16 protein-coding genes are annotated in these 25,239 nt (G+C 59.0%); 4 read left to right on the top strand and 12 right to left on the bottom strand.

Translation table 11 applies throughout. From position 1 onward, the window contains the following. Window positions 1-41: 41 nt before the first annotated feature. The 3 genes from QQL64_RS00890 (at window position 42) to QQL64_RS00880 (ending at window position 5,433) form a co-directional block, all read left to right on the top strand. On the top strand, window positions 42-2,930 hold the full coding sequence (locus tag QQL64_RS00890) for a TonB-dependent receptor (protein WP_284395133.1): 2,889 nt from the start codon (window positions 42-44) through the stop codon (window positions 2,928-2,930). Between the two features lie 121 nt (window positions 2,931-3,051). Further along, entirely contained in the window at window positions 3,052-4,053 is a 1,002-nt protein-coding gene (locus QQL64_RS00885) for a YncE family protein (protein ID WP_284395132.1), read from the top strand. A gap of 51 nt (window positions 4,054-4,104) precedes the next feature. Further along, on the top strand, window positions 4,105-5,433 hold the full coding sequence (locus tag QQL64_RS00880; protein WP_284395129.1) for a histidine-type phosphatase: 1,329 nt from the start codon (window positions 4,105-4,107) through the stop codon (window positions 5,431-5,433). Window positions 5,434-5,518: 85 nt separating this feature from the next. On the opposite strand, the gene QQL64_RS00875 is transcribed toward QQL64_RS00880, so the two are convergent. The 9 genes from QQL64_RS00875 to QQL64_RS00835 form a co-directional block, all read right to left on the bottom strand. After that, the gene (locus QQL64_RS00875) at window positions 5,519-6,415 is read right to left on the bottom strand and encodes a polysaccharide deacetylase family protein (protein WP_284395127.1); all 897 of its coding nucleotides are present in this window, start codon (window positions 6,413-6,415) and stop codon (window positions 5,519-5,521) included. Between the two features lie 344 nt (window positions 6,416-6,759). Further along, the gene (locus QQL64_RS00870) at window positions 6,760-9,783 is read right to left on the bottom strand and encodes a TonB-dependent receptor (protein ID WP_284395126.1); all 3,024 of its coding nucleotides are present in this window, start codon (window positions 9,781-9,783) and stop codon (window positions 6,760-6,762) included. Between the two features lie 328 nt (window positions 9,784-10,111). Continuing rightward, the gene (locus tag QQL64_RS00865) at window positions 10,112-12,703 is read right to left on the bottom strand and encodes a protease pro-enzyme activation domain-containing protein (protein WP_284395125.1); all 2,592 of its coding nucleotides are present in this window, start codon (window positions 12,701-12,703) and stop codon (window positions 10,112-10,114) included. 272 nt (window positions 12,704-12,975) lie between these two features. Beyond that, window positions 12,976-13,983, bottom strand: coding sequence for a FecR family protein (locus QQL64_RS00860; protein ID WP_284395124.1), 1,008 nt, complete (start codon window positions 13,981-13,983; stop codon window positions 12,976-12,978). A gap of 5 nt (window positions 13,984-13,988) precedes the next feature. Next, window positions 13,989-14,582, bottom strand: a complete 594-nt coding sequence (locus tag QQL64_RS00855; RefSeq protein ID WP_284395123.1) for an RNA polymerase sigma factor — start codon at window positions 14,580-14,582, stop codon at window positions 13,989-13,991. A gap of 217 nt (window positions 14,583-14,799) precedes the next feature. Beyond that, window positions 14,800-17,157: an isoamylase gene (locus tag QQL64_RS00850; RefSeq protein WP_284395122.1), complete on the bottom strand. Its 2,358-nt coding sequence runs from the start codon at window positions 17,155-17,157 to the stop codon at window positions 14,800-14,802. A gap of 448 nt (window positions 17,158-17,605) precedes the next feature. Next, a complete protein-coding gene (locus QQL64_RS00845; RefSeq protein WP_284395120.1) occupies window positions 17,606-18,241 on the bottom strand; it encodes a DUF4142 domain-containing protein in 636 nt (211 codons plus the stop codon). 267 nt (window positions 18,242-18,508) lie between these two features. Further along, a complete protein-coding gene (locus QQL64_RS00840) occupies window positions 18,509-20,128 on the bottom strand; it encodes an esterase/lipase family protein (RefSeq protein WP_284395119.1) in 1,620 nt (539 codons plus the stop codon). A 324-nt stretch (window positions 20,129-20,452) separates the two neighbouring features. Then, window positions 20,453-21,877 carry an aldehyde dehydrogenase family protein gene (locus tag QQL64_RS00835; protein WP_284395118.1) on the bottom strand — a complete coding sequence of 475 codons (1,425 nt, stop codon included), beginning with the start codon at window positions 21,875-21,877 and terminating at the stop codon, window positions 20,453-20,455. Between the two features lie 101 nt (window positions 21,878-21,978). On the opposite strand from QQL64_RS00835, the gene QQL64_RS00830 reads away from it, so the two are divergent. Then, entirely contained in the window at window positions 21,979-22,872 is an 894-nt protein-coding gene (locus tag QQL64_RS00830; protein WP_284395117.1) for a LysR family transcriptional regulator, read from the top strand. Window positions 22,873-22,935: 63 nt separating this feature from the next. Here the strand turns inward: QQL64_RS00830 and QQL64_RS00825 are convergent, their stop codons facing one another. The 3 genes from QQL64_RS00825 to QQL64_RS00815 form a co-directional block, all read right to left on the bottom strand. Beyond that, on the bottom strand, window positions 22,936-23,589 hold the full coding sequence (locus tag QQL64_RS00825) for a glutathione S-transferase family protein (RefSeq protein WP_284395116.1): 654 nt from the start codon (window positions 23,587-23,589) through the stop codon (window positions 22,936-22,938). Between the two features lie 251 nt (window positions 23,590-23,840). Continuing rightward, window positions 23,841-24,431: an NADPH-dependent F420 reductase gene (locus QQL64_RS00820; RefSeq protein ID WP_284395114.1), complete on the bottom strand. Its 591-nt coding sequence runs from the start codon at window positions 24,429-24,431 to the stop codon at window positions 23,841-23,843. Window positions 24,432-24,501: 70 nt separating this feature from the next. Then, entirely contained in the window at window positions 24,502-25,236 is a 735-nt protein-coding gene (locus QQL64_RS00815) for an SDR family NAD(P)-dependent oxidoreductase (RefSeq protein WP_284395112.1), read from the bottom strand. Between the last annotated feature and the right edge of the window lie 3 nt (window positions 25,237-25,239).

Below are 25,239 nucleotides of genomic sequence, written 5' to 3'. Positions count from 1 at the left end.
GCCATCAGCGCGACACTTCATCGGATTCGAGGGCTCGGGACATGTCACTTGCACAGGCTTGTAGGATTGGATTGGGTTTGATGGTGCTGGCGATGCCTGCGTTGACCGTGGCTGCCGCGCCAACGGCGCTAAGTGGACATGTCGAGGTTGCCGCCAATCATCAACCCGTCGCGGGCGCCCGCGTCGTGGTTCGCGAAGCGAACCTGTCCACCATCACCGATGCAAACGGCGACTACATGCTGCCGAACGTCGCGCCCGGCGTTTATACCGTGATCGTAAATGTGAAAGGGCAGCACACTCTGCAGCGCAAAGTGACGGTCGATGAGACCAGCCCGGTCGTCGAGAACTTCGTGTTCGGCGCCGACGTCAAGTCGCTCGACTCGGTCAATGTCAATGCGCCGGTCACCGCCGATGTCGAGGCGCGAGCCTTGCAGCAGCAGGCACCAAACATGATCTTCGTACAGCCTGCCGCAGCGATCGAACGCCTGCCGGATGTCAACGCCGGCGAAGCCGTGCGACGTCTGCCGGGTATTTCGCTGGAAACCGATACTGGCGAAGGCCGCTTCGTCAACATTCGCGGTCTGGACGCCGATCTCAACAGCACCACGTTCGATGGTGTGCGCCTGATGCCAACCAATGTCTCCACACCTACGGGCGGTGGTCGTGCAGTGGCATTCGATTCAATCCCGGCGGGACTGGTCGGCGCGCTCACTGTCACCAACACCAATCTGCCCGAGCAGGATGCCGAAGCGCTCGGTGGCACCATCGAGATCAGCTCCAAGACCATACCCAAAGACCGCGATCAGTTCCTCGACGTGCAGCTCGGCACTGGCCTGGAAAACCTGCGCGATACACCGGTGAAGGATTACGAACTCACCGGTGGCTTTCGCTTCGGTCCCGACAAGAACTACAAACCCTTCTCCTTCATTGGCACGGTGGAGTATTACCAAGACCGGCGCGCTATCGACGACGTCGAGGCCGGTTACGTCGACCAACAGGGTGCAGGCGTGCCAGACAAGGCATTCACCGATATCGATCAGCGCTACTACAACTATCAGCGCACACGTCACGGTTACGGCTTCGAGTTCGATTTCCAGCCTGACGACAACGACAAGTGGTACGCACGCTACTTCGATGCGGGATATACCGAACTGAAAAGTCGCCAGAGCTTGACGCTGGAGTTCGCCGGGGCACCGGTGGCGGATCCGAACAATCCCAATGGCCTTGTCGATGACGCCAGTTACGTCAAATCGACGGAGCACGAGAAGGAGATGATCGACTCGCGTGTCGCCATCCTCGGCGGCCAGAACAACTTCGGCAGTTGGCGCACGGATTATCATCTGTCGCTGTCGATCGGCTCGTACAACAAGCCCTACGACTACGGCATCAATTTCGCCAATGGCGCGCCCAATCCGGCGAATCCCGATGGGTCAGGTCTCTCCGTCGTTTCCTACGACAACATCAGCAACCCAAACTATCCGAGTTATTCCGTCCTACAAGGCCAGAATCCGACCAATCCGAGTGGCTATACGCTGAATGATTTCAGCAACAGCAGCGAGCACGATCACGATCAGGAATACAGCTTCGGCGACAACGTTACCATTCCGACCAGCTTCTTCACGCAAAGCAGCGACGAATACCTCAAGTTCGGCGTCAGTTCGCGCTTGCGTACGCGCAACAACACCCAGCAAAACTTCGATTACAACCCGCCGGCGGCCCCGCTCTCTCAGTTAATGACGGGGCAACCCATCGTCTTTTACGACGGCCATTACAACAACGGTTACAACATCAATCCGCAAGCGGTCATCAATCTGTTCAACGCCAACCCCGGCGAGTTCGTCGAAAACAGCGCCAACGATTTCCTGGCCAATCTGCAATCCTTCGGCCACGACAGCGAAAACATCTATGCCGGTTATGGCGAATACGCATTCCAGCCGATGGACAAGCTGAGCCTGCTGGGCGGCGTGCGCTACGAACTGACCAATGCGCAATACGAAGGGCTGAATATCGTTACCAGCAACGGCACGCTGGTGAACTATTCACCCAATATCATCAACCGTAACTACGGCAATGTATTCCCATCGCTGCAGGCCAAATACAGTTTCGATACCGATCTGATCGGTCGCGCGGTTTACTCGAAAACCGTTGCGCGACCGGGCTTCCAGCAGGTCACGCCGTCGACACAGGTCGATGACGTGAACAACGTTGTGTCCCAGGGCAACCCAGCGCTCAAGCCGACCTACAGCGACAACTTCGACCTGTCGTTGGAGTACTACCTACCGGAAGGCGGTCTGGCGTACGCAGGCTTGTTCGACAAGCAGCTCACCAACTACATCGTGCAGACCGGCACCATCCAGACGGTCACCAATCCCACCGGCATCCTCGACGTCTTCGCACCTGGTACTCAGGTGACGTTTAGCAGCTACGAGAATATTTCTTCGGCCTGGGCGCGCGGCCTACAGCTGGTATACGTGGATCGATTCCGCTGGCTCCCTGGCGCGCTGAGTGGCCTTGGCGTAAATACCAACTTCACCTACGTGGATTCACGCATCCAGATTCATCCAGGGGTCTACTCCTCGCTGCCATCCACATCGCGCGATACCGCCAATTTCTCGCTGACCTACGATTACCTGGGTCTGCGTCTGGATCTCGGTGCCTATTACGAGAGCAAGAACATCTTCACCGTGGGTGGCCTGCTGTATACCAATGCAGATGGCACGAACGTCTATGCCGACCAGTATTCGTCAGCACGTACGTCGCTGGACTTCGGCGCAAGTTACGCCTTTAACGACATGGTGTCGGTGTACTTCGGCGCCAAGAACCTGACCAACACCAAGCTTCGGTTCACCGAAACGGCGGCCAACAACCGGCCGATCCAACGCGAGTTCTACGACCAAACCTTTACGGCCGGCGTTCGCATCCATTTGTAAACCGCTCCAATCAAAGACACGCCGTTCGCCACACGGGCCCATCGACCGTGCAGCGAACGGCAGTGCATTGACGTCGATCTAGATTCCACTGCATTTCAAAAAAACGAAAAGGAAAACGTATATGAAGCGAATTGCATTCACGCTGGTCGGCCTTCTGATGACCGCCGCCGCCTGCCTAGCCGTTGCGTCTTCGCCAAACTACACGGTGCTGCAGCGGCACGTGCTTGGCGGTTCGGGCAAATGGGATTATCTGACCCTTGATGCCGATGCACATCGACTCTACATAGCGCGCGCCAATCGCGTGATGGTGATGGACACACAAAGCGGCAAACTGGTCGGTGAGGTGCCCGGCGCCATCGGCGCGCATCGGGTCGTGATTCTTCCCGAACAGCATCGTGGTTACGTCAGCAACGGCCACGGCGACAGTGTGACGCCGTTCGACTTGGCGACGCTTAAACCCATGCTGGCCATTGCCGTGAGCGGCAAGGATCCCGATGCGATGCTGTACGACAAGGCGAGCGGCAAACTGTGGACCTTCAACGGACACAGCAACAGCTCCAGCGTGATCGATCCCGTTTCGGCCAAGGAAACCGCCAGCGTAACGTTGCCCGGCAAACCGGAGTTCGCCGTGACGGACGATAGCGGGCACATCTACGTCAATCTCGAAGACACTTCGCAAATCACCGAGATCGATGCGCGCGCCGGCAAGGTCATAGCGACGTGGCCGCTGACGCCTTGCGATGGCCCGACCGGTCTTGCCATTGACGTGCAGCACAAACGCCTGTTCTCCGCTTGCGCCAATCAGCATCTTGTCGTGCTGGATGCGACCGATGGCCATCGCGTAGCGGTACTGCCCATCGGCGACGATCCGGACGCGGCCGGCTACGACGCTGACACCGACATGGTGTTCAGCTCCAACTCCGATGGCACCTTGACGGTCATCCATCAGGACGATGCGGATCACTATACGGTCATCGGCAATGTCGTCACCGCCCATGGTGCGCGCACACTGGCCGTGGATCCTGGAACGCATCGCGTCTTCTTGGCCGCGCCGAGTGTCGCTGTGGCCGGGCAGGGTGGCGCGCAAGAATCTTTCGGCGTATTGGTAGTCGGTACGCACTGATGCGTGGCTGGTAAATCGGCAGGTCTGTTAAACCTTTCGGAGATGACGCAGATGAATCCCAGTGCACGTGTACAAAGTCGCGCGATCGGCTTCCTGCTATGCGTGTTGCTGGGTCTGTCCGGCACGGCAAAAGCGGTAGACACGCAAAATGCCGGTGACTTGCAGTTGGTAATCGTGCTCAGTCGCCATGGAGTGCGCTCGCCGACGGCCAAGCCCGGTTCGCTGGATGTTTTTTCCAGCAAACCCTGGCCGGCATGGCCGGTGCCGGCGGGCTATCTCACGCCACATGGCAAGCAACTGATGGCCATGATGGGAAGCTGGTATCGCGCCTACTATGCGAATGCCGGGCTGTTGCCACTCGACGGTTGCGTCGCGTCGCCATCCCTTTACGTAGTGGCCGACGATGAAGAGCGCACGCTGGAATCGGCGCATGGCCTGATGGATGGCTTCGATCCAAACTGTGCCATCGAGGTTCATCCGTCGCCAAAGAATGGTCCGGATGCCTTGTTCTCGCACGACTTCACCCATGCCAGCGATGCGGACCGCGCCGAAGCGATGGCGGCCGTGCTCGGACGTATAGGTGGTGATCCGAAACGGCTTGCGTTGGCAAACGCAGGTTTGCTGGATCAGATGCAGACCGTGTTGCTCGGCTGCCAATCCGGTACATGCACTCCGGCGCAGACGGCGGGCAAAAAAATCCTGCTGGATCAGGATTCGTCGATCGCTCCAGCACACGGCGATGGACTGCTGAGCATCAAGTCACCACTGCACAACGCAAGCACATTCGCTGAAAATTTCTTCCTCGAGTACGCGGAAGGCATGCCCATGTCCGATGTGGCATGGGGACGCATCTCATCGTTGCAACTCGGTCAGTTGCTCACCCTGCACGCGACTTACAGCGATATCGGATTGCGCACGCCGATCATCGCCAGATCCTACGCAGGTCATTTGGCCACACGCATCCTGGCTACGCTGCAACAACGCGCCGACGTCAAGCCTACGGCAGAAGCCATCGGCTCGAACAAGGCAAAGATCGTCTTCTTGGTTGGTCACGACACCAATATCGAAACCCTGGCAGGCCTGCTCGATCTTCATTGGATGCTGGCCGAACAGCCCGCCGACCCAACCTCAACAGGCGGTGCGCTGGTTTTTGAGCTGCGCCGCGAAAAGGGAACAGATCATTACAACGTACGTGCCTACTACGTCAGCCAAAGTATGGAGCAGATGAGAGAAAGTTCGATGTTGGATCTGAAGCACCCGCCGGAATTAGCGCCGATCTTTATTCCGGGATGTAGTCCGGCAACCCCTGGCTACGGGTGTCCGCTCAATCGATTCGCTGGGCTTGTGAAGCAAGCGAACCAATCGTCCGCGCACCAATAGATATCGGCCGCGTATGTAGTGCGACATCGTACCAAGGTGCCGCTAATGAAAGATCCGACTCAGCATCTATCAACGGAGACCGGTTTTAGTTCACCAATCCACTCGAAGAAGGCTGCGTAGGCAGCACAAATTGAAATCCGCGCTGCTCCAGATTGGTCAGTGCCTGATCGAGTACGGCAGCCGTCGTAGGTTTGTCATGCATGAGCAGAATAGATTCGTTTTCAATCTGTTCTGAAGTCCAATAAAGAATCTGATCTGGCCTGGTTAGCCAGCTATCTTCGCTATTAGCGTTCCACATCATTTGCTTCATGCCTGCAGCTTCTGCGGCTTGCTTGACGCTTGACGATGTCTCACCAAATGGCGGTCGGAAGTAATACGGACGATGTCCAGTCAGCTTCGCGATCCTTGAGCTGCAACCTTCGATCTGATGATGAAGTTCGGGGGCTTGCAATCGGTTGAGCTGTAAGTGGTCGTAGCTATGGTTGCCGATCATGTCACCGTTGCGCTCGAGATCACCAAGCACATGGCTCGTCGTTTCATCGATGTGACTGCAAACTAGGAAGAACACGGCGTGCGCATGGTGCCGATGTAAAACTTCCAGGATCTGCTCGTCTATACCATGGCCATACGGACCATCATCAAAGGTCAAGACGGCATATTTTCTCCTCGCCAACCAATCGCTCGCTCCGCGGAACATTTGCTTGTCGATGGAAGTGACAGCGCCACCCGTCTGATCTAGCACGAAACGCGACTGCGGCATTTCACTTCTGCTCACCAGCGATAGGCACGCGAGCAGCGCTACAAGCGCCGCAATAGATACGAGGCGGCGAGAAATGTGCAACGGCTTGGCAAGTGTTGTCTGCAAGTCCATTGTCTTCAGATCCAAGAAGGCAAATATCGCTCTTCGCGGCTCCCTGGAGGTAATTAGGAGACGCAAGAGTCCCGCCGGCTGCTCGATGAGGGTGTGCTGCGCCTCATTCATTTAATACTTAGGGCATTAACGTGATGCACACGTTGTGCCAACCGTGGATCACCCTGCCAAGGGCTTCGCAACTACGTGTATCGCCGATTGCCACGTGACAAAGTGACCAAAAGCGGCATGGTCATGTCGGCTTGGGACAGCCCTGAACGCACCGTGCGTCAGGCGGAAACGGAATTCTAGAGCCCTGGATTCATATTTAGCTTACGCGTAGCTTACGTCGTAAAACATGTTTCTGCCGTGAAAACTCGCTTGTGCTCGCGGATTCCGACCTAACAGCCGCGCTTGAACGCGTTATTCCACGAGGCTCAGGCACCGGGGCCGCAATGAACGTATCGAGCTGTCAATCAACGCGCTGCGGAACCAAACTTCAAATCAGCTTGCAACATGATCTCTCGACCGTAGACGTTGTAGTTCTCGTTATTGAAATAGGGATAGGAGACGTAAGTCGGATCGGACGGCGGCATCTTGTTCGCGATGTTGTTGACCAACAACGATAGCTCGAGATTGCGAACAGGCCGATAGCTCACGCTGCCGTTGAAGGTGATCCACGGTGATACGTGACCGGAACCCGGATAACCCGTGCCATTGTTGGCCGCCGTGAAGTTCGGCGACGGCCCGTAGCGGTGTCCGTACAGTGTGCTGGTCCATTGTCCGCCCGGGCTGGTCCAGGTCAGGCTGCCGCTGACGATGCTTTTGAATTCGTTGCTGTACTCCGGGTTTGCCAGACTGTCGATCGGCGGCTGACCGGCTGCCAATTGGTAGTCGTGCTTGAGCATGTCGTTGTAGTCGAGCTGCACACTGAAGCTGCCGACATGCGAGAGCACGAAGTGGTATCGCGCGCTGCCGATGATCGACTTGGTCACTTCGTTGGCGAGGTTGGCGTAGTACGTGGTGATACCGCTGACCGGACCATTGCCGCCGGCGCGCCGTACCTGACCGTTGACCGCATTGGTGATCGCCAGGCACTCCGCCGAGTCGGGATTCAGTTGACCCAGCAGACACTGCGCATCCACCTGAATCAGCATGTCGAGGCTTTGCTGTACAACCTCGTTCTGGATCGCGATGTGCAGATAGTCGAGGCTCAGGGAGAGATCGTCGCTAGGCGACCATACCGTGCCAAGCGTCCAGCTCTGCGACACCGTGGGTTGCAGTTTGCGGTTGGCCAGCGATGTGCCTTGTACGCCGTATTGATAGATGGGGCCGCAGTTGGTGCTATGCGCCAGTGCGCACTGGTAGTAGTCGGTGATGGTGGTGTAGTAGTCGGTAGGCCCAAGAAATATGGACGACAGATCCGGCGCCTTGAACGCCGTAGTGCTGTTGCCGCGTAACAACAAGCTATCGATCGGTCGGTATTCGATGCCAGCCTTATAAGTGAACTTGTGATTGTTGCTGCCTTCATCCAATGCGTAATGGTCGTAGCGGCCGGATAGATCGATCGTCAGCAGCTTGAACAGCGGCAGGTTTAGTTCGAACGCCGAGGCAACATGTGAACGTTGCCCGCCGCCGCCGGTTTCGGCGTGCTCGAACACATCGCCTTGCGTAAATAGCGGATTGACCGGCTCGTACCATGCTTCGTTGCCTCCCTCGACCAGCGCGGCGACGCCGGCTTCGCCTCCGGGCAGATCAAACAGCGCCGCGTTGCTAACCGTGGCGCGGGTGTTGTTGATCCAGGTATTGCTAAATTCACCGACGCCTTGCGTGAAACTCGCATATTGCGCGGGCGTAATCGGCTGGAAGAACGCTTTGTAATTGGGGTTGTAAAGGTTGAGCTGGGTGGCGGGATCGACACCGACTACCGGTCCCAGCATGCCGTTGAAGAAATTGTCGATATTCGCCTTGATCGATAGCGGTTCCACCACTTTGGTGCGATCGCCGGAGCGCAGGTAATAGAGATCCCAGTTCCAACCCGAATCGCCCCATTGACCATTTGCGCCCACATCGACCTGATACAACAGGTCGTCCTGCCTGTACATCTGGCCCGCGGCACCGCCAGGCATTTCTTCGGGCGCAAAGAACTTTTCCGGATAAAGGAAATGGCCGGTACTGGCATCCTCGATCGCGCCTTGCGGCAAATCATCGGGAAACCACGCGGGAACGCCGGGAAACCATCGCTGCTGTTGCCAGTTCAGCAACGCATCGCTGTAGAGCCGGACATGTTCGTTGAACCTGTAGTCGAGCTTCAGCATGCCGTCGTAGTTGCGAGCCTGATTGCTGTACGTCGTATAGCCGTCCAGTTTGCGCGAGCCGCAGTACTGACCCGGCTGGCTCGGGTTTCCGCTTGTGGCCAGCGCGGTGCTGCCTCCAAAAAGGTTGCCGGCGCAGCCGGCGGGTGGATCGACATAACCCAACGGGTTGCCGGTATATGTCGTGATCGTGCCGTAATCGACAATGCCGGTTTGAACGCTCGGCGCTCCAACGCCACCGGGACCCGAGTTGCTGCCGACCGTCAATGGCCGCTGGTAGCCCCAGATCGGCGATGCGTTATCGAACTCGCCCGCAGCCAACACGTTCAGCCTGCCGAAGTCGTGACCGTACGCAAAGCTCACACGCTGGTTGGCACCGCCGCCGTCCGAAAAATGGCCGGTACGCACCGATACGTCGCCACCATCCATGTGCGACTTGGTAACGATATTGATGACACCGCCGATGGCCTGCGAGCCGTAGATCGACGAGGCGCCGCCCGGCATGACATCGATATGATCGATCATGGCGATCGGAATATTGGAGACACTGGTGAAATTGATGGTGCCGTTATATAGCCGTCCAAAATTGGCGACTGGCTTGCCATCCACCAGAATAAGAGTGAATTGCGGACCCAGACCGAACAGACTGACCGGCTGAGCTCCCTGGGTAAACGAGCCAGCCTCTTGTGGACCCTGTACGGATCCGGTTGCAAGCACGGAGTTCTGTAGGACCTCGGCGACGCTGTTGAAGCCGCGTTCTTTGATGTCCACAGCCGTGAGGGTGTACGTGGGCGTTGCAGTCTGAATGGCGGCATTGCCGATCAGCGAGCCACTGACATTGACTACATTAAGTGTCTTCGGGGTCTCTGAAACGTTTCTCGTCGCTGGCTCGACTGCGGCTTGATGAAAGACCGCCGACAACACCAGCACGAACGTCGAGTCATTCACGGTCTTCCACGTCAAACCCGTACCGACGAGCAGTTGTTTCAACGCGTCCGTAGGCGTGAAACGTCCGGATACCCCCTGGGTGGTCTTGCCGGCGGCCAGCTCCGGCGAATAGACGATTTGCACATCGCTCTGTGCGGCGAGCGCATCCAAGGCATTGCGAAGATTGCCAGCCCCAATCGCGTATAGCTGAGCTTTCGCGGTGGTCTCATCGGCACGTGCAGCGGGAAGACTGAGCATCAAGCCTGCGCCGCAAAATGCGATCGTCAGGGTATGTGCGCATGCCATGGCGTGGCGAAGCAGGAATCCTCGCACTCTGGAATCGCGCGCAGCATTGCGGCGCAAAGAAATCTGCGCAACCCATGCCGTTGAACGCCCCTGCATTCCTATCTTCCACCCCCATCTTTCTCTCGAACGTGTGGATCGCGGGTCAACCCGCATCCGGCACCTCGATCATAGGGCAAGGTGCGGTTTCAGAAAGCCCATAAAAAAAGCCCGGCCATAGAAAGCCGGGCTTTTGCCTTCCTTGGCACGCGTCCCTGCGCGCCGACAAACACGGGATACAGGCTTAGAAGGTCAGGCTCCAGTTGTTGAGCGTGCCGTAGTCGCCGTAGTACTGAGGATCGTTGTCGATGACCTTCAGTTTCCAGGTACCGTTGGCCGTCACCGAGGATGCATTGACCGTCCAGGTGGTGTTGATGTTGCCGTCATCGCCGTAATCGGGGTTCTGGAGCACGGCATAGGCACCGTTTGGCGCGACGATCTCGATCGTCAGGTCACCCGACCAGTTGTGCGTGATGTTGGCGTGCACCTTCAAGGTCGAGGGTGCGTTGCCCGGCTCGCCGGTCACCGCGATGCTGCTGGTGATGGTGGCGTTGTCGTTGATCACCACGGCCTTGTTGTTGCTGAATACGCCACCACCACCGCTGCTCGTCACTGTGACCGACGCCGTTTTGGTGTTGGTCGCACCGGTGTTGTCCGTCACCTTCAGCGATACCGTATAGGTACCGGCCGCCGCATAGGTGTGGCTGGGGCTGGCCGAGGTGGACGTGCTGCCGTCACCGAAGTTCCACGCGTCCGAGCTGATCGTGCCGCCCGTATCGGTGGAGCTGTTGGTGAAGTTCGCCGTCAGGCCGCTTACCGTGTCACCGAAATTGGCAACCGGATGACCCGATGGTGTGGGCGTCGGTGTTGGCGTTGGCGTTGGCGTCGGTGTTGGGGTGGGTGTCGGAGTAGGCGTGGGCGTTGGCGTGGGCGTCGGTGTTGGCGTGGGCGTCGGTGTTGGTGTTGGGGTTGGTGTCGGCGTCGGCGCACCACCCCAATACTTGGTGACATAGGCGTTGAACTTGCTGATGTCCAAGCTGCCCCAGCCCGTGGTGTTGTCGTAACCGGCGCCAGCGTTATAGCCGTAGCCGTTGTAACCGTTGTTGCCCGAGGTTACGTCATGCAGCGGCGACGCGTCCGTGGGGAAATATTTGTACATGTTCTGCGTCGGCAGACCCAACGAGTTGCTGTTGGCCGATTCGATACGCGCCCAGATGCCGACGAAGATCGGTGAGGCAAGGCTGGTACCGCCGTACTGCTGACCGGTCTGGCCATTGGCAACGATGATGGCGCCCGTCGACGAAGCCGCGTCGAATGCCACGTCAGGCAATTCGCGCTTGGTTACCGACGCACCGAGTGCCGTGGTCTGCCATGCCGGTGCCGCCTCGAACAGGCTGATGCCGCCGCCGGTGGCCCACAAACGTTCGTTGTTGTCGTTGTTGTTGGGATCGACGGCCGCCAGGCCTTCGTTCCACACCGTTTCGCCGGCCCACGTGGTGGTACCCGTGGTGCTAAGTGTGGTGCCACCCACGGCGACGACATTCGGCGACGTGGCCGGCTCGCTCACGCCGTAATGGCTCAGGTCGATCTGCACCGTGCCGCTGGAATTGGCGATGTAGCCGGGTGCACCTTCGGTCGGATCGCTCGACCACTGATACACGCCCGCGTCGCCGGCAGCGACCGAGAACGTCTGGCCTTGCGCAACCGCCTGAGCGAATACCTTGTCATCCGCCGCTTGGGTGCCGGAGCTGTTGGCCGCTGTTTCGTCTTCGCCCAGCGATACGTTGATGACCTTGGCGACATTGTCGGTCACCGCTTTGTTGTAGGCGGCGGTGATGGTGGCGTCCGTCAGCTGGCTGTCCTGGCTGTCGCCGTTGATGGCGGCGTAGAAAATCAGCTGCTTCACGCCACCGGAAACGGCGGTGATGTCCTGGCTGTCCAGCGCCCATTCGCCATCGTCGCCGTCACTGGCCAGTGTGCCGCTACCGCCTGCCACCGTTGCCGTATTGACCGTGGCCAGACCGGCATTCTTGGTGAAGGTATTCAAGTCCGCAATCGTCTGGGTCATATCGCCCCAGGTGATGATGCCGACCGTGGTGTTGGAAGCACTAGGCGTGCTGCCGACGTCGTAGATCTTCGGGAAATCCGTGGGCTGGTGTCCGACATTGCTGCCCGCCGCCTGCGGCTTGGCAACGTCGCTACTGATCTTGTGCGACATCACGTGCGGTTTGACGTAATCCTGCAGGCCGAGCACGCCGTCCACGATGCCGCCCAGTGCTGCTGGCACGGTGACATCGGAGGCATTGGCGAAGTGCTGCTTGCCCTTGAAACTGAAGGTCTTCATGTTGGCGTTGAACGCGGCATTGGCGTGAGCGGCATTGCCGTCAGCCGACACCAACATGTTGTTCGGCGCCACTTTGATGTTGGTGAAGCCGTTTGCTTTCAGATGCGCGACCACGGCCTGTACTTGCGCATCGGTCGGCGCGTACTGCGCCTTGAATTGAGCGGGCGTCAGGAAACGGTGATAGTTCGCGCTGCCCGGCTGATTCACTGCCTGCAGAAAGCTCTGCAACTGATCGACATTACGCAGATTCAAGCTGACTTCGATATGCAGCGGCTTGCTCTGTTCCAGCGGCATGATCTGCGAGGCATCGATCGACGGATGTCCCGTCATCACCAGCGTGGAAACATGCGCACTGCTGGTCTGAATGCCCGCATGCGTGCGCGTCGATACCCAGGTATTGCCGGCTTGCGCCGACATGGACGACAACGCCAGCGACAAAGCAGCTGGCAGCAGCAATTTACGACTCCCCGAAAAACGAATACTGCTCGACATTAGTGAACTCCCGTAAATTTGGGACAGACGACACCGATGCGGCCGTCTAAGCCCCATGTAGTAGTTATCACCGCACCCTCGTACGGCGTCTCGACTCACCAGGAATGTCTAGCGGCCCCCGAAGCTCCTCAGAGATTGACGCCCCCAACTGTCCCTGTACGTCAACCATGCTGCAGCGCCGCCATGCCATAAGACGGGTGCAGGCACAAAAACCCTACCCACGGGCGGTGTGAGGTGTCTTCTTTGCGTCGTGGTTGGCGAAATGCCGACAGCTAGCGATTGCGCAGCAACACAATCTGCGTGGCACTGAGGCGCTTGGCGTGGATCGGCCAGCCTTGCTGCAAAAGCTGCAGAAAGACCTGCTGATTGTTGGTGCGGAAGATGCCGCTGATGCGAATGTCTTGCAGCGACGGATCACCGATCTGTAGTTTGGTAGCGCTGTAGCGGTTCATCTCAGCGAGCAGATCGGGTAAGCGCCAATCGTGAATAAACAACTTGCCTTGCGTCCAGCCGCCCGCCATCTGCAGATCGATCGAATGCAGTGGCGAGATGCGACCCGTCTCGTCATACGCCAGACCTTGCCCGCCAATCAGCGATGCATTCTGCGGCGTGCCATGGGGTGATTCCGTGGCGATGGCGAGCTTGCCTTTAAGCAACGCGACGTCGGTACAGCCGTCGTTGATGCGTACCTGGAATTGCGTGCCGACGGCGGTCACCGTGCCATGCTGGGCATGCACGACAAATGGCCACGCGTGATTGCCTTGCACGGTAAATTGCGCTTGGCCGTGCAATAGATCCACGCGGCGCGTGCGCGCACTGTAGCGAACCACCACTTCGGTGTCGGTATCCAGCATGATGGTGGAACCGTCGTTCAGCGCTACGGTTTGTTGCTGGCCGGGCGTGGTGGTGTAGGTCATGCCGGCGGGATCGGCTGAGGTTCCCAGCCAGCGCGGTAAAACAATCACGGCGACCAGGATGGCCAAGCCCGCCGCCATCGCCGGCAAAAACCAGTATCGCCGCGCACGCGTTTCAGGCTCACGGCGCAGCGCCCGACTCGCGGCGGCCACGATGGCGGGGTTCTTTACCGCTTCCTTGCTCTGTCTCCACAGCAATTCGATTTCGCGATAAGCCGCCGCGTGGGCCGGGTCGGCGGCGCGCCAGCGTTCGAATTCGGCGCGTTCGTCGGCTGAACAACCGGATTCCAGAAGGTGCACAAACCAGTGCTCGGCCTCGTCATACGAGCCTAGCTTGGCGTTCTCGTCGGTGTTCCGCCTGTCCATGTTCATTAAAACGTGCCCGCCGACGATTCGCCTACCTTGTGCCGTAACTGGGCGAGGGCGGTAGCTAGGTGTTTCTCGACGGTCTTCACCGAAATGCCGCAGCGCTCGGCGATCTGCGCGTGGCTCATGTCGTGCACCCGCTTCAGCAGGTAGACGCGTTGGCACTTGGGCGGTAGTTCCAGGATGGCCCTGGTCAGGTGCGCTACCTGTTGCTCATACACCGCGCGCTGCTCCGGCGAGTGCCCTGTCGCGGCGATGTCCAACCCGTCGAGGGCAACGTGTTCTTTGCTGTGGTGGGTCAAGGCGACTCGAAACTGATCGTTCGCCACATTTACCGCAATCCGATAAAGCAGCTGTTTCCAAGCCGAAGGTGGCTCCGATTCGCGATAACGGAGCAGCTTGGTCATGCTCTCCTGCGCCGCGTCTTCGGCATCCTGCTCGGTGACCGTTCGCGCGCGCAGAAACTGCAGCAAACCGCGAAACTGGCTGCGAATAAAGGCATCGAAACTGTGCGTATTGGTGCGTACGTCGATGGCCGGGGTCTCCGGCAACGAAACGATCGACACACCCTCCCGCTTGTTCTCCATCCCCGATTTCACGCTGCCTAACCCTACGTCTGGCCGAATGTGGACCAAAAAGTCCCGGGGTGCAATCGTCTGGCATAGGCGAATGCCCCGTTTTGCAAGTCATTTGCGGGCAGAAAAGTCACTTGCGCCTTGCTGATGTCAGTTTGGCGCAAGCTAATTTGTCGGTTCGGATCAAGGAGGCGGAAATAGTTAAGCGATGAGACCCAACTACTTCCGCCGTCCATATTTGTCACTTCGAGATAAGCAGTAACAACGACTGTCCGCACTGGCCATACGTGGTGCCACCGCCACCAATCAACGTCTCGTTGCCCGGCGTAACAAAGGTATTGGCGCCGTCGTTCCAATTGCAGGTATCCGTAACGCGATACCAGTTTGTGCCGGTGGGCGGCGGCGGCAGGGTGAAGGTGACGCTACCGGACCAGCCGTTATAGGCGATGTACATCGAATTGGCGTCACCGAACGATGCACCATCGACGGTGTAGGCAATGGCGTAGTTGCTGGTGTTGTTCCAATAGCTGCTGGTAGCGACAGCGCCGCTGGGTTCGTACCAGACGACCTGGCTGGAGGTGTACCAGGTGACCGGACGCAATGCAGGGTGCGCAAGGCGGAATGCGATCAAGCGCTGTGCAAAGTTATAGAAGTTCGTCTGGTTGGTGTTCCAGCTGTAGTTCAACCAGTTGGCGGTGGAGTCGAGGTTGTACGCGTTGTTGTTGCATTGAAGCGTGCGCAAGTGTTCGTCGCCGCCCTGCATCATCGGCGTGCCTGCGGACAACATCACGAACGCCAGGCCGGTGCGCGCGGCGCGGCGCTGATCGTAAGCACTGCCCGTACCGGCCGACACGCCCTGATCCCAGCTGTAGTTGTTGCTGATGCCACCGTCGGACGGACCGTAAGGCCATGCCTGGCTGTTGTTGGAGCCGTTGCAGGAATAGACGTCGTTGAGCGTCAGGCCATCGTGGATGTCGATGAAGTTGGTGGAGTTCCACGGCGAGCGACCGCTGGCCTGGAAAAAGTTGGATGAGCCGGAGAAATCGTTCGCATCCTGACCGATGGAGATGGTCATGTTGCCGAGCTCATTCTGCGCCTGGCGCAAACTGTCGCGGAAGGTGCCGTTCCATTCGGACCAACCGGCGGGGAAGCCGCCCTGTTGGTAGTTGCCGGTGCCGCTCGCGGCCCACGGTTCGGCATAGAGGTCTACCCCGCTGCCGCCTGCAGCCGGACGCACGGTGAATTCATGGAGGATGCGATTGATCGCGACGTTCGAATCCGACGCGTCGAAGTTGAAGCCGCCGTTGGGACAGTTCGGTGCCGCGGCTTTCGCAGCGCCATTCAAGCAACTGTTGCCCAAGATGGGGCCTTCGTCGAAGCGAAAACCATCGACGCCCATCGTATTGTTCCAATAGGCGAGCGAATCGACGATCAGGTTCTGGGCGACGGTGTTGTATGTGTTGTAGTTGGCGCCGATGCCGGTGTTGTCGTAAAAGAGCTGATTGGTCGAGTCGAGCTCGTAGTAGGTCGCGTTGTCCAGGCCGCGCCAGGAAATCAGGGTCGCCGTGGTGGGGTCGGAACTGGTCCACAAACCACCTTCGGCAGTGTGGTTGTAGACCACATCCATGTACACCTTGATGCCGGCATTGTGGAAAGCCTGCACCATCGCCTGGAACTCGGCGGTCGGGCCGCCCGGCGCTTTGTTGTAGGCATAGTGGCGATCCGGCGCCAAGAAGTCTTCGGTCATGTAGCCCCAGTAATTCTGGTTGGCATCCGAATTCGGAACGACGTCGTTCGCGTCGTTCTGCGTTTCCTGGATAGGCAGAAATTCGACGGCGGTAACGCCAAGGCTTGCGAGATAACTCGCCTTGAGTCCGGCGCCGTAATAAGTGCCCTGATACTGCGTAGCAATGCTCGGGTCCTGTTTGGTGAAGCCGCGAACATTCACTTCGTAAATGACATCATCCTTCTGCGCGCGAGTCGGCTTGGTGCCGGTGCTTTGCCCGCTAGGCGCCAAGACGATGCCCTTAGGTGCATAAGTGCCACTATCGATCAACCGGTAAGCCTTTCCAAAAGCGGAGTCGACGGTGGCGCCTGTCGCAAAGATAGCGTTGTCCTGATTCTGGGTATTGAGCGGGTCCTGGCTGATTTCCAGCGCGTAAGGGTCGATCAACAGCTTGTTCGGATTGAAGCGATTGCCGTTGGCATCGACATCCGAAATGAAGCCGACGGAAGAGCCCTTTGTCCAGCTCGCGCTGTACGTCCAGTTCGGACCCCACGCGCGATAACCGTAGTAGACCGTGCCGGTAATGCCTGCCCCTTGAATGGCTGATACGGGAACGACCACTTGCCAGACACCGTTGCCGACCGAACTCAGCGTGTAGGTCGCAGATTCCTGCGCGCCGTAACCGGCGTTGTACAGGTACAACATCATGTTAGTGGCGTTGGCGGAATAGACCCGAAAGGTAATCTGGGTCTTTTGCGCGTTATAGCTGGCGCCAAGGCTCATGCTGTCGATCGATGCATGAGCGGGCATGATCGGTGCACCGGCAAGACCGGCGCAGATCAGCAACGCGGCGAAAATCTTCGGACACTTCATTAGGGTTTGCCTCCATCTTGCTTGGTGGAAGAAGAGGTGCAACAGCGGGGTGTGCTTCTTCCATGAAGCCGTGCATGGCAGGCGTAACAACCTGCGCTATCGCCGTTGTTTGGAAGGCCAAATCGATCCCCATGGAAGCTGCGTCACGGACGCAGTATTGGCTGTTCGGCGGCTAGTGCGGCGCATAGTAGAAAGCATCGCAGTGCAGCAACCAGCGTATGCATACGTATTCATTGGAAGAAAATGCACGCACATCACGCATGCGCATGATGCGGTGCAGTGACGATGTCGACGAACGCGTTTATTGCCTGTGCGGATCTCACGCAGAGGCGTTCAGTTCGTCAGGGCGACGAACTCACAGGTAGTAAGAAGGTTCGATATAGGCGCTTGCCGGAGCAATGCAGGCTTGTGCCTATCGCGCGATGATCGATGTGTCAGTCGAGCCGCTTTACCACGGCGCCGTGACGATCGAAATGGGTTCCCAGTAGGCCGGCATCTTCGACGAATGCTCATCGGCGCTCGTCAACGCTTCCTGATGAGACACCGGCTTCCAGCTTCCGGATCTCAGGACAGCAAGCGCTATCGTCAGATTGCCCTGCAGTGCCGGCACCGCGTTGTGTGCCATGGCTTTGAGTGTTTCGTGGGTCGAGGTGACCTTCATCGCTTCGTAGGCGGAAATGATCTCGCAATGATCCCGCACCAGCAGACCGGTGAAGGTTTTGTCGAAGGCATCGCCATTCAAAGACTGCAAGGCAGCTATCCGGTGATTGTCGGCCGCATCACGCTGCAAGGCAGTTTTATCGATCGAACCGGAGGCAAGCGCTACCAGCTCCTGATCGAGAGCCAGCCGCTCGTTGACGATGGCATTGGCCAACTCGATGATCTGGGGATTCTTCGATTTCGCCAGCGCCAGTTTGGCCATCGCCAACTGAACGGCGTTGTCCGACATGGCCCGGGTCAGGAACGCTTGCTCTTCAGCGTTCAGTGGATCGCTATCGGATGCGTGAGTAACACCGGAAGCCAGCGTCAGCCACATCATCGCTAACGAAACCACCACGAAACTGATTGAATGAGCAATGCGCATGAACGTACCCCGGTCTATCGCATGAGCTGTTGAAGCTCCCCTGGCACCAATGTGGACCTTGATAAGTTCACAGAACGTTTAGATTTCGTCAGTCTCTTATGGTTGCGCCTCACGGCCGGTTTGCATCGGCAACTTCCGCCTGACCAGTATGACGATCGGTACCAGCCTACTTACTACCTATCAGAGCCATGCTGGCGGGCCCGGGCTCGTCCAGGCCTTTGCGACGCGGACACACAGAACTGCAGCAACGCCTTGCACTACTAAACGCTAAGGCGGTGCACTGCTCAACGCATCGTGGGTCGCGTCGTGCTCACGCAGGATTTTCAACGCATCTGCGATTGCCTCGGGCTTCATCGGCACCTGGTGGTTGGAGTGAATAATCAATGTCGTGGTGGAACCGGGCAGCAGCGCGCTGCTTAATGGCACGTAGCCGTCTCCCGGCGGCTTTACGCCCGGAAGAACGCCGGCAATCGTGTCGTAGCGCACGCCGGCCGCGGGCATCAGCTTTTCGTCCGCAAGCGTGACGGGCTCGTCGGGTCGCAGGCTAGTGATGCTTGTGATGCGGCCCGTTTGGAGCATGGATAGAACCACGGGCTGAATGGCTTTCGGATTCTCGACGGCGATGCGGGCGAATCCCGCCAGTTCCTCGATGTTTCGCCACGCCAGCAGCCCCACCAAACGCCCCAGCAATCCTTCTGCAGACGGGCTTCCGCGCTGTGGCGCGGCCATGAAGATGATCTCATCGACGCCGGGGTAGGGCTTGAACTGGAAAACTCTGCGGAGCGCGGTCAGATCGGTCGCATCGGCATGCAGATTTTCAACAGGCACGGAAAACGCCGCATCCCACACGGCTGGCGTGCTTTGCGCGCACAGCAAACGCGCAATCACACCACCCATGCTGTGCCCGATCAGCACGACACCTTGCCTTGCGTGTGCATGACCGTCCGGATCGAGGATGGCCCAGGCTCCATCGATGTAGTGCTGGACGCGATAACGCTCCACCAGCAACGGCGCGTTGGACTGATAGACGATGTGCCAGATCTGGTAGCGCCGATGAAGTTCCGGGTCGCCCATGATCGCGTTGCTCAACCGCGCCCAGATCACCGGACTGCTGCCGAGGCCATGAATCATGATGATGGGCGTCTTGTTCGGATCGTAGTCGTCCAACAGAAACAAACCTGATCGCTTGCCCAGTTCCGCTCCGCCGATCATGCCCCACCACGCCAATCGCTTTAGTCGCGATCGCTCCAGCAGCTGCGCATAAGGGGCCGACCGATCTTCGGCAAGCGCATAGTGGTTGCTGCCCGCGACGTGTTCGGGTTGAAGCACGGTGTTCTGCAGCACCAGAACGGGTGTGTCGTCGTGATGCTTGGGATCAGCTGGCGCCTCCAGCCACATGGTCACTGGCCGAAACACGCCCTCCGGCGGATAAAGATGGCAGATGGGTCGATCGGAACAAGGCAGTGCGAACGCGACAAGCGCCACACCGAACCCGGAATGCTGATAGCGAACGCCATTCAAAGCTTCCATCGGCACCTGGTCGGCAGGCTCCAGGTAGACGCTGTTACCGAGGCTATCGGGCACGCCTCGGAATTCGACGTGGATCGCGACGCCTCCCGGTGACGACGGCCCTACTGTCACGCCGATAGGGCCGCCTTGCGCCACAAGATCGAAGTAGGCGCGACTGCATTGCGTGGCAAGCAGCGCGGCCGCTGTTTGCGTCGTCGCCTTTTCGGCAGCCATGGCGTCATGCGCCAGCGTTGCGCAATGTATCCATGCCTCCGCTTGAGTCCGCGCAGATTGGCCCCGGATGGCCTGCGCCTGCCAGGTGTGCGCCTTCTCGAGCAATGCGTCGGCAGAGCGTTGGGAAACGCGCCCGCCGCTCATCGATGCGCAACCGGGCAAGCAGCCCAAGCACGCGGCGCATGCCAAGCACGCTAGAACCCTCACGACCGAAACGTAACGCGACATGCGGACATGCTCCGTACGATCCGTCATCACCCGACCTTCTTCGCGCTCGAAGAGAGCCCCTCCACGACATGCGACCGTCGAACGCCACGCGATGACGTCTCACCGTGCACGATCCGAACTGCGCAGCACAACCAGTCTACTCTGGGCTGCATGGGCAGGTTGGGTCGAAAGCGAACAGGAGCGGCAAGCCGTGTAGACACGGATGGAAATGAGCACAGGCCGTACCGAATAGGATGCCGACTACTGATGAAGGCCCAATACCGATTTGGGTTCCAGGAATGCCTCCAGCCCGAAGCTGCCGTATTCACGACCTATCCCCGATTGTTTGAAGCCACCAAACGGTGCCTTCGGTTCGTGGGTCAGGGTGTTTATCAGCACGCGCCCGGCATCGATACGCGATGCGATGGCACTGGCCCTCGCCGAATCACGCGACATGACATAAGCCTGCAGACCGTAAGGCGTGTCGTTAGCGATAGCGACGGCATCTTCCTCATCGCGATACGCAATGACCGACAGCACCGGGCCAAAAATTTCCTCGCGCGCAATCGCCATGCTGTTTCGCACATCGCTGAAAATCGTGGGCTTCACAAACCAGCCTTCGCTCACGTTATCGGGCAAACCTTCTCCGCCCGCCAGCAGACGCGCGCCTTCGTCGATGCCGAGCCGGATGTAGCGCTGTACACGATCCCATTGTTTCTGGCTGACCATCGGACCGACATCGGTTTTCGCATCGCGCGGATTACCCGCAATCGTTTGCGCAACGATCTGTTTGGCGACCGCTTCAAATTCGGACATCCGACTTTCCGGCACCAGAATGCGCGTTCCGGCAATACATGCCTGACCGCTATTCATGAAGCCCGCCTGGATCGCCATCGGTACGGCCTGTGCAAAGTCGGCATCGTCAAGAATCACTACGGGCGACTTGCCACCGAGCTCCAGCGTCACGCGCTTCAGCGTTTCCGCACCCGCACGCACAATCGCCTTGCCGACGGCGGTAGAGCCCGTGAATGAGATCTTTGCGACATCCGGGTGTCCGACGATTTCTGCGCCGACGGTTTCACCGCGTCCGGTGACGATGTTGAATACACCGGCAGGCGCGCCGGCTTCATGCAGGGCTTCCATGACGATGCGCGTCTGTAGCGCGCTCATCTCGCTGGGTTTGATCACCGCTGTGCAGCCGGCGGCAATGGCTGCTGCGAGCTTGCCGCAGATGAAACCGGCGTTGCTGTTCCATGGCGTGATCAGACCCGCCACGCCTAGCGGCTGCATCACTACCTCGGCGCTACCCATGCGACGTTCAAACGAATAGTCCTCCAGAGTGATCGCTGCATCGAGCAAGACACTCGATGCGTGCTTGGCCATCCAGCGGCCGCGCGAAACGGGCGCGCCGTATTCCTCGATGATGGCCTCATTGAGGTCGTCTTCGCGCGCCTCGATAGCGGCGTGCATGCGCCGAAGCAGGGCGACGCGTTCGGCCTTGCTGGTGCGCGAGAACGTGACGAAGGCGCGCTTCGCTGCCTCGATGGCCAGCTTTGCGTCGCGTGCGTCGGCCAGCCTTACGGTGCCTATGACCTTGCCCGTGGCGGGATTGAACAGATCGAATCGCTCTTCACCCTCCGGGGTTACGAAAGCGCCGTCGATGTAAATGTGTTCTATGTGATGCATATGGGGGTCTCATGGGGTGGTGTGTGCTTTCCAAGATGCGCCCAACAGACTAATCTGATAAGACATATAAAAAGGGATGACTTATCCCGGTAATCAGGACAATGCGCTCAGGCCTGACCGAACTCGAAGCGATACTGGCGGTGGCAAGGCATCGGAGTTTCCGCGCGGCTGCCGCGGATCTTGAAATGTCGACCTCGGCGCTCAGTCAGGCCGTGGCTGCGCTGGAGTCGCGCATCGGCGCGCGACTATTCAATCGAACGACCCGCAGCGTGTCGCTGTCCGAAGCGGGTGAGCGGTTTGTCGCGGAGATCGCGCCGGCACTGGAGGCCATCGGCAACGCGATTGACCACGCCGGAAACCAACAGAACGAACTGAGCGGCACGTTGCGGATCAATACGTCGGTCGGTGCGGCGCGACAAATCATGGCTCCGTTGTTGATCGCTTTTCTGCAGCGCCATCCGCAAATGAAGCTGGATCTGGTGACTGAAGGCCGCATGGTCGATATCGTCGGCGATGGTTTTGATGCAGGCGTGCGTCTCGCCGAAAACGTGCCGCAGGATATGATCTCCGTGCCACTGCGCATGCCTCAACGGTTTGCTGTGGTGGGTTCCCCGTCGTACTTCGCCAATCATCCGGTGCCGCGACATCCTGCCGATCTCGCCGATCACGTCTGCATCCGCAGTCGACTGCCGAGCGGTGGCATCTATCACTGGGAGTTTGAACGCGGCGGTCACGCCGTGCGTGTTGATGTACGTGGCGCGCTGACGTTGGACGAACCCAACCTCATGTTGGAAGCAGCTCGCGCCGGCCTCGGGCTTGCTTATCTCACCGAGTGGAACGTCGCAGCCGACCTTGCCTCCGGCGCACTCCTTCGCGTTCTCAAACCATGGACACCAGCGTTCGAAGGCCTGTGTCTTTACTACCCCGGCCGGCGACATGTGCCGGCCGGATTGCGCGCCTTGATCGAACTGATCCGCGAGAAGCGATCGAGCTAGGGTCAGGGCTCATAAACCGAACGAAAACTCGGGTGACGGCATTGAGCTCGGGACGAAACTCAATCAGCCGGCTGGCGCCTTATCGGTGTTAAAGGCCAATTGAGCGGCGAAAGCTCGCTGGTATGCGGGGCGCGCTTCGCCGCGGGCAACGTAGGCGGCCAGGCTGGGAAATTCATTCAGAATGCCCGATCGTCTCGTCCTAAGCAGCACCGACACCATGACCAGGTCGCCCGCGCTGAACGCGCCATCCAGCCATTCGGCATCACCCATGCGCGCGGAGAGTTGACCCAGCCGATGGCGGACGCGATCGGCGACCACCGGCAGGCGGTCCTTAGCCCAGGGTTGATCGCTCTCCGCAATCTTGGCGTTGGATAAATCAAGGATCGGCGGCTCCACCGAGTTGAGCGCCGCAAACATCCATGTGATCGCGCGCGCCCGGGCGTTTGCGTCCTGCGGCAACAAACCCGGATGGCGCGAGGCGATATGGAAAATGATCGCGCCTGACTCGAACAGCACTAGATCGCCTTCCTCATAGGTTGGAATCTGGCCGAAGGGATGGAGGGCCAGATGTGCTGGCTCCTTCATCGCGGAGAATGAAACGGGACGAACCTCGTAGGGTAGGCCTGCTTCTTCGAGCACCCAGCGAACGCGCGTATCGCGCGCCAGCCCCATGCCGCCATCGGGTGACCGTTCAAAGGCAGTAATGGTGATAGTCATCGGGGTCTCCTGATGATTGTGATTGCACGCCGCCATCCCCGGTAGCCATGGCACCGACGATTGGTTTCAACATGGGTCGCTTTTCTTGCCCTGTTTGAAATGACGACGAACCGCCCGTTGTCGGATCGACATGCCTCACTTTGAGCGCTTAGCCACGTTAGCAACCGACCGAACGTACCGGAACCTGGATCAGTACCAACCAGCGACGATGACTTATAAGACCGAAATTCGCACGATGGAATGGGATTCGGTCACTGCCCTTTCTTGAACAGGTCCTGGAAGATCAGGGGGCCCCAGATCCCGTTCCGCGCCTGCACGAGCTGACCGCCTTCCGCGATCTTGCCGAGACTGACCGGCGCATAGCCGAGTTGCTCGACCAGGGCGGCGACCGTTGCGGTCGCGCTTTCATCGTCGCTCGACAGGAATACAACCCGTCGTCCGCCGTTGATGGCCGGGTCTTCCGCGAGCACGCGGGCAGGCAGATGGTTAAACGCTTTGACCAATTGCGCGCCGGGCAGGGCTCGGGCTATGACCGAAGAGGAAGGAACGCCGCCCAAATCGTCGAGACTGTTCGTCACATCGATCACGATCTTGCCCTTCCAGCTTGCCCGAGCCTTCGCGACCTCTCGGTGCTGCTCGTACAGGACAGCCAGCATCACGATGTCGGCCTCGAGCGCGTCCTTCAAGGTCTTGGGAATGATCGTCGGGCCGATCGCGTTTGCTTGCGGCACGAGCGCTTCAGGCGGGTGCCTGCTTGCTACCGCCACGTCGATGCTCTTGCGGGCGAACATGCGGGCCAGCGCCTGGCCGACCGCGCCGAAACCTACGATTGCGTAGCTCATGTTGTCGTTCCGATCGGTGTTGAAGTGGGTTGCCCGGAGTGCCGGCGCTCGCATGCTTTTCGGCGCGATGTCAGATGGCCGAGAAGCCGCCGTCGACAGACAAGTCCACGCCATTTACGAAGCTCGAATCGTCTGAAGCGAGAAACAGCGCGGCCGTCGCGATTTCCTCAGGACGCCCCATCTTTCCCCGCGGGATCAGGGATTCGAACATCTGCTTCGCCTCCTCGGTGAGAACTTGGTCCTGCATCGGTGTGGCGATCGGCCCGGGGCTCAGCACGTTTACCCGGATATTTCTGCCCTTCAGTTCGTTGAGCCAGGTGCGTGCGAATGAGCGCAACGCCGCCTTGCTCGCCGCATACACGCCGTAACCAGGAAAACCTTTCACCGAAGCAACCGACCCGGTCATGAAGATCGATCCGCCATCGTTGAGCAGCGGCAACGCCTTCTGAACCGTAAACAGCGTGCCGCGTGTATTCAGGTCGAAGGCCGCATCGAAATGCTGCTCGGTAATCTCGCCCAGCGGGACGGCTTCGCCGATGCCGGCGCTCGCGTACAGGACGTCGATCCTGCCCTTTTCACGCTTGACCGTATCGAACAGACGGTCGAGGTCGTCGAGATTGGCCGCGTCGCCGCGCACGCCAGTCACGTTCCGCCCAATCAGTTTGACGGCCTCATCGAGCGCCTCCTGCCTCCGGCCCGTGATGAAAACGTAGGCACCTTCTTCGACGAACCGCTTGGCGCTCGCCAGCGCCATGCCGCTCGAACCGCCCGTGATGACTGCAACCTTACCTTCAAGCTTTCCCATGAC

The organism is Dyella lipolytica, from assembly GCF_030160075.1.
GTDB lineage: Bacteria > Pseudomonadota > Gammaproteobacteria > Xanthomonadales > Rhodanobacteraceae > Dyella_B > Dyella_B lipolytica.
This window is presented reverse-complemented; position numbering and strand designations above follow the sequence as displayed.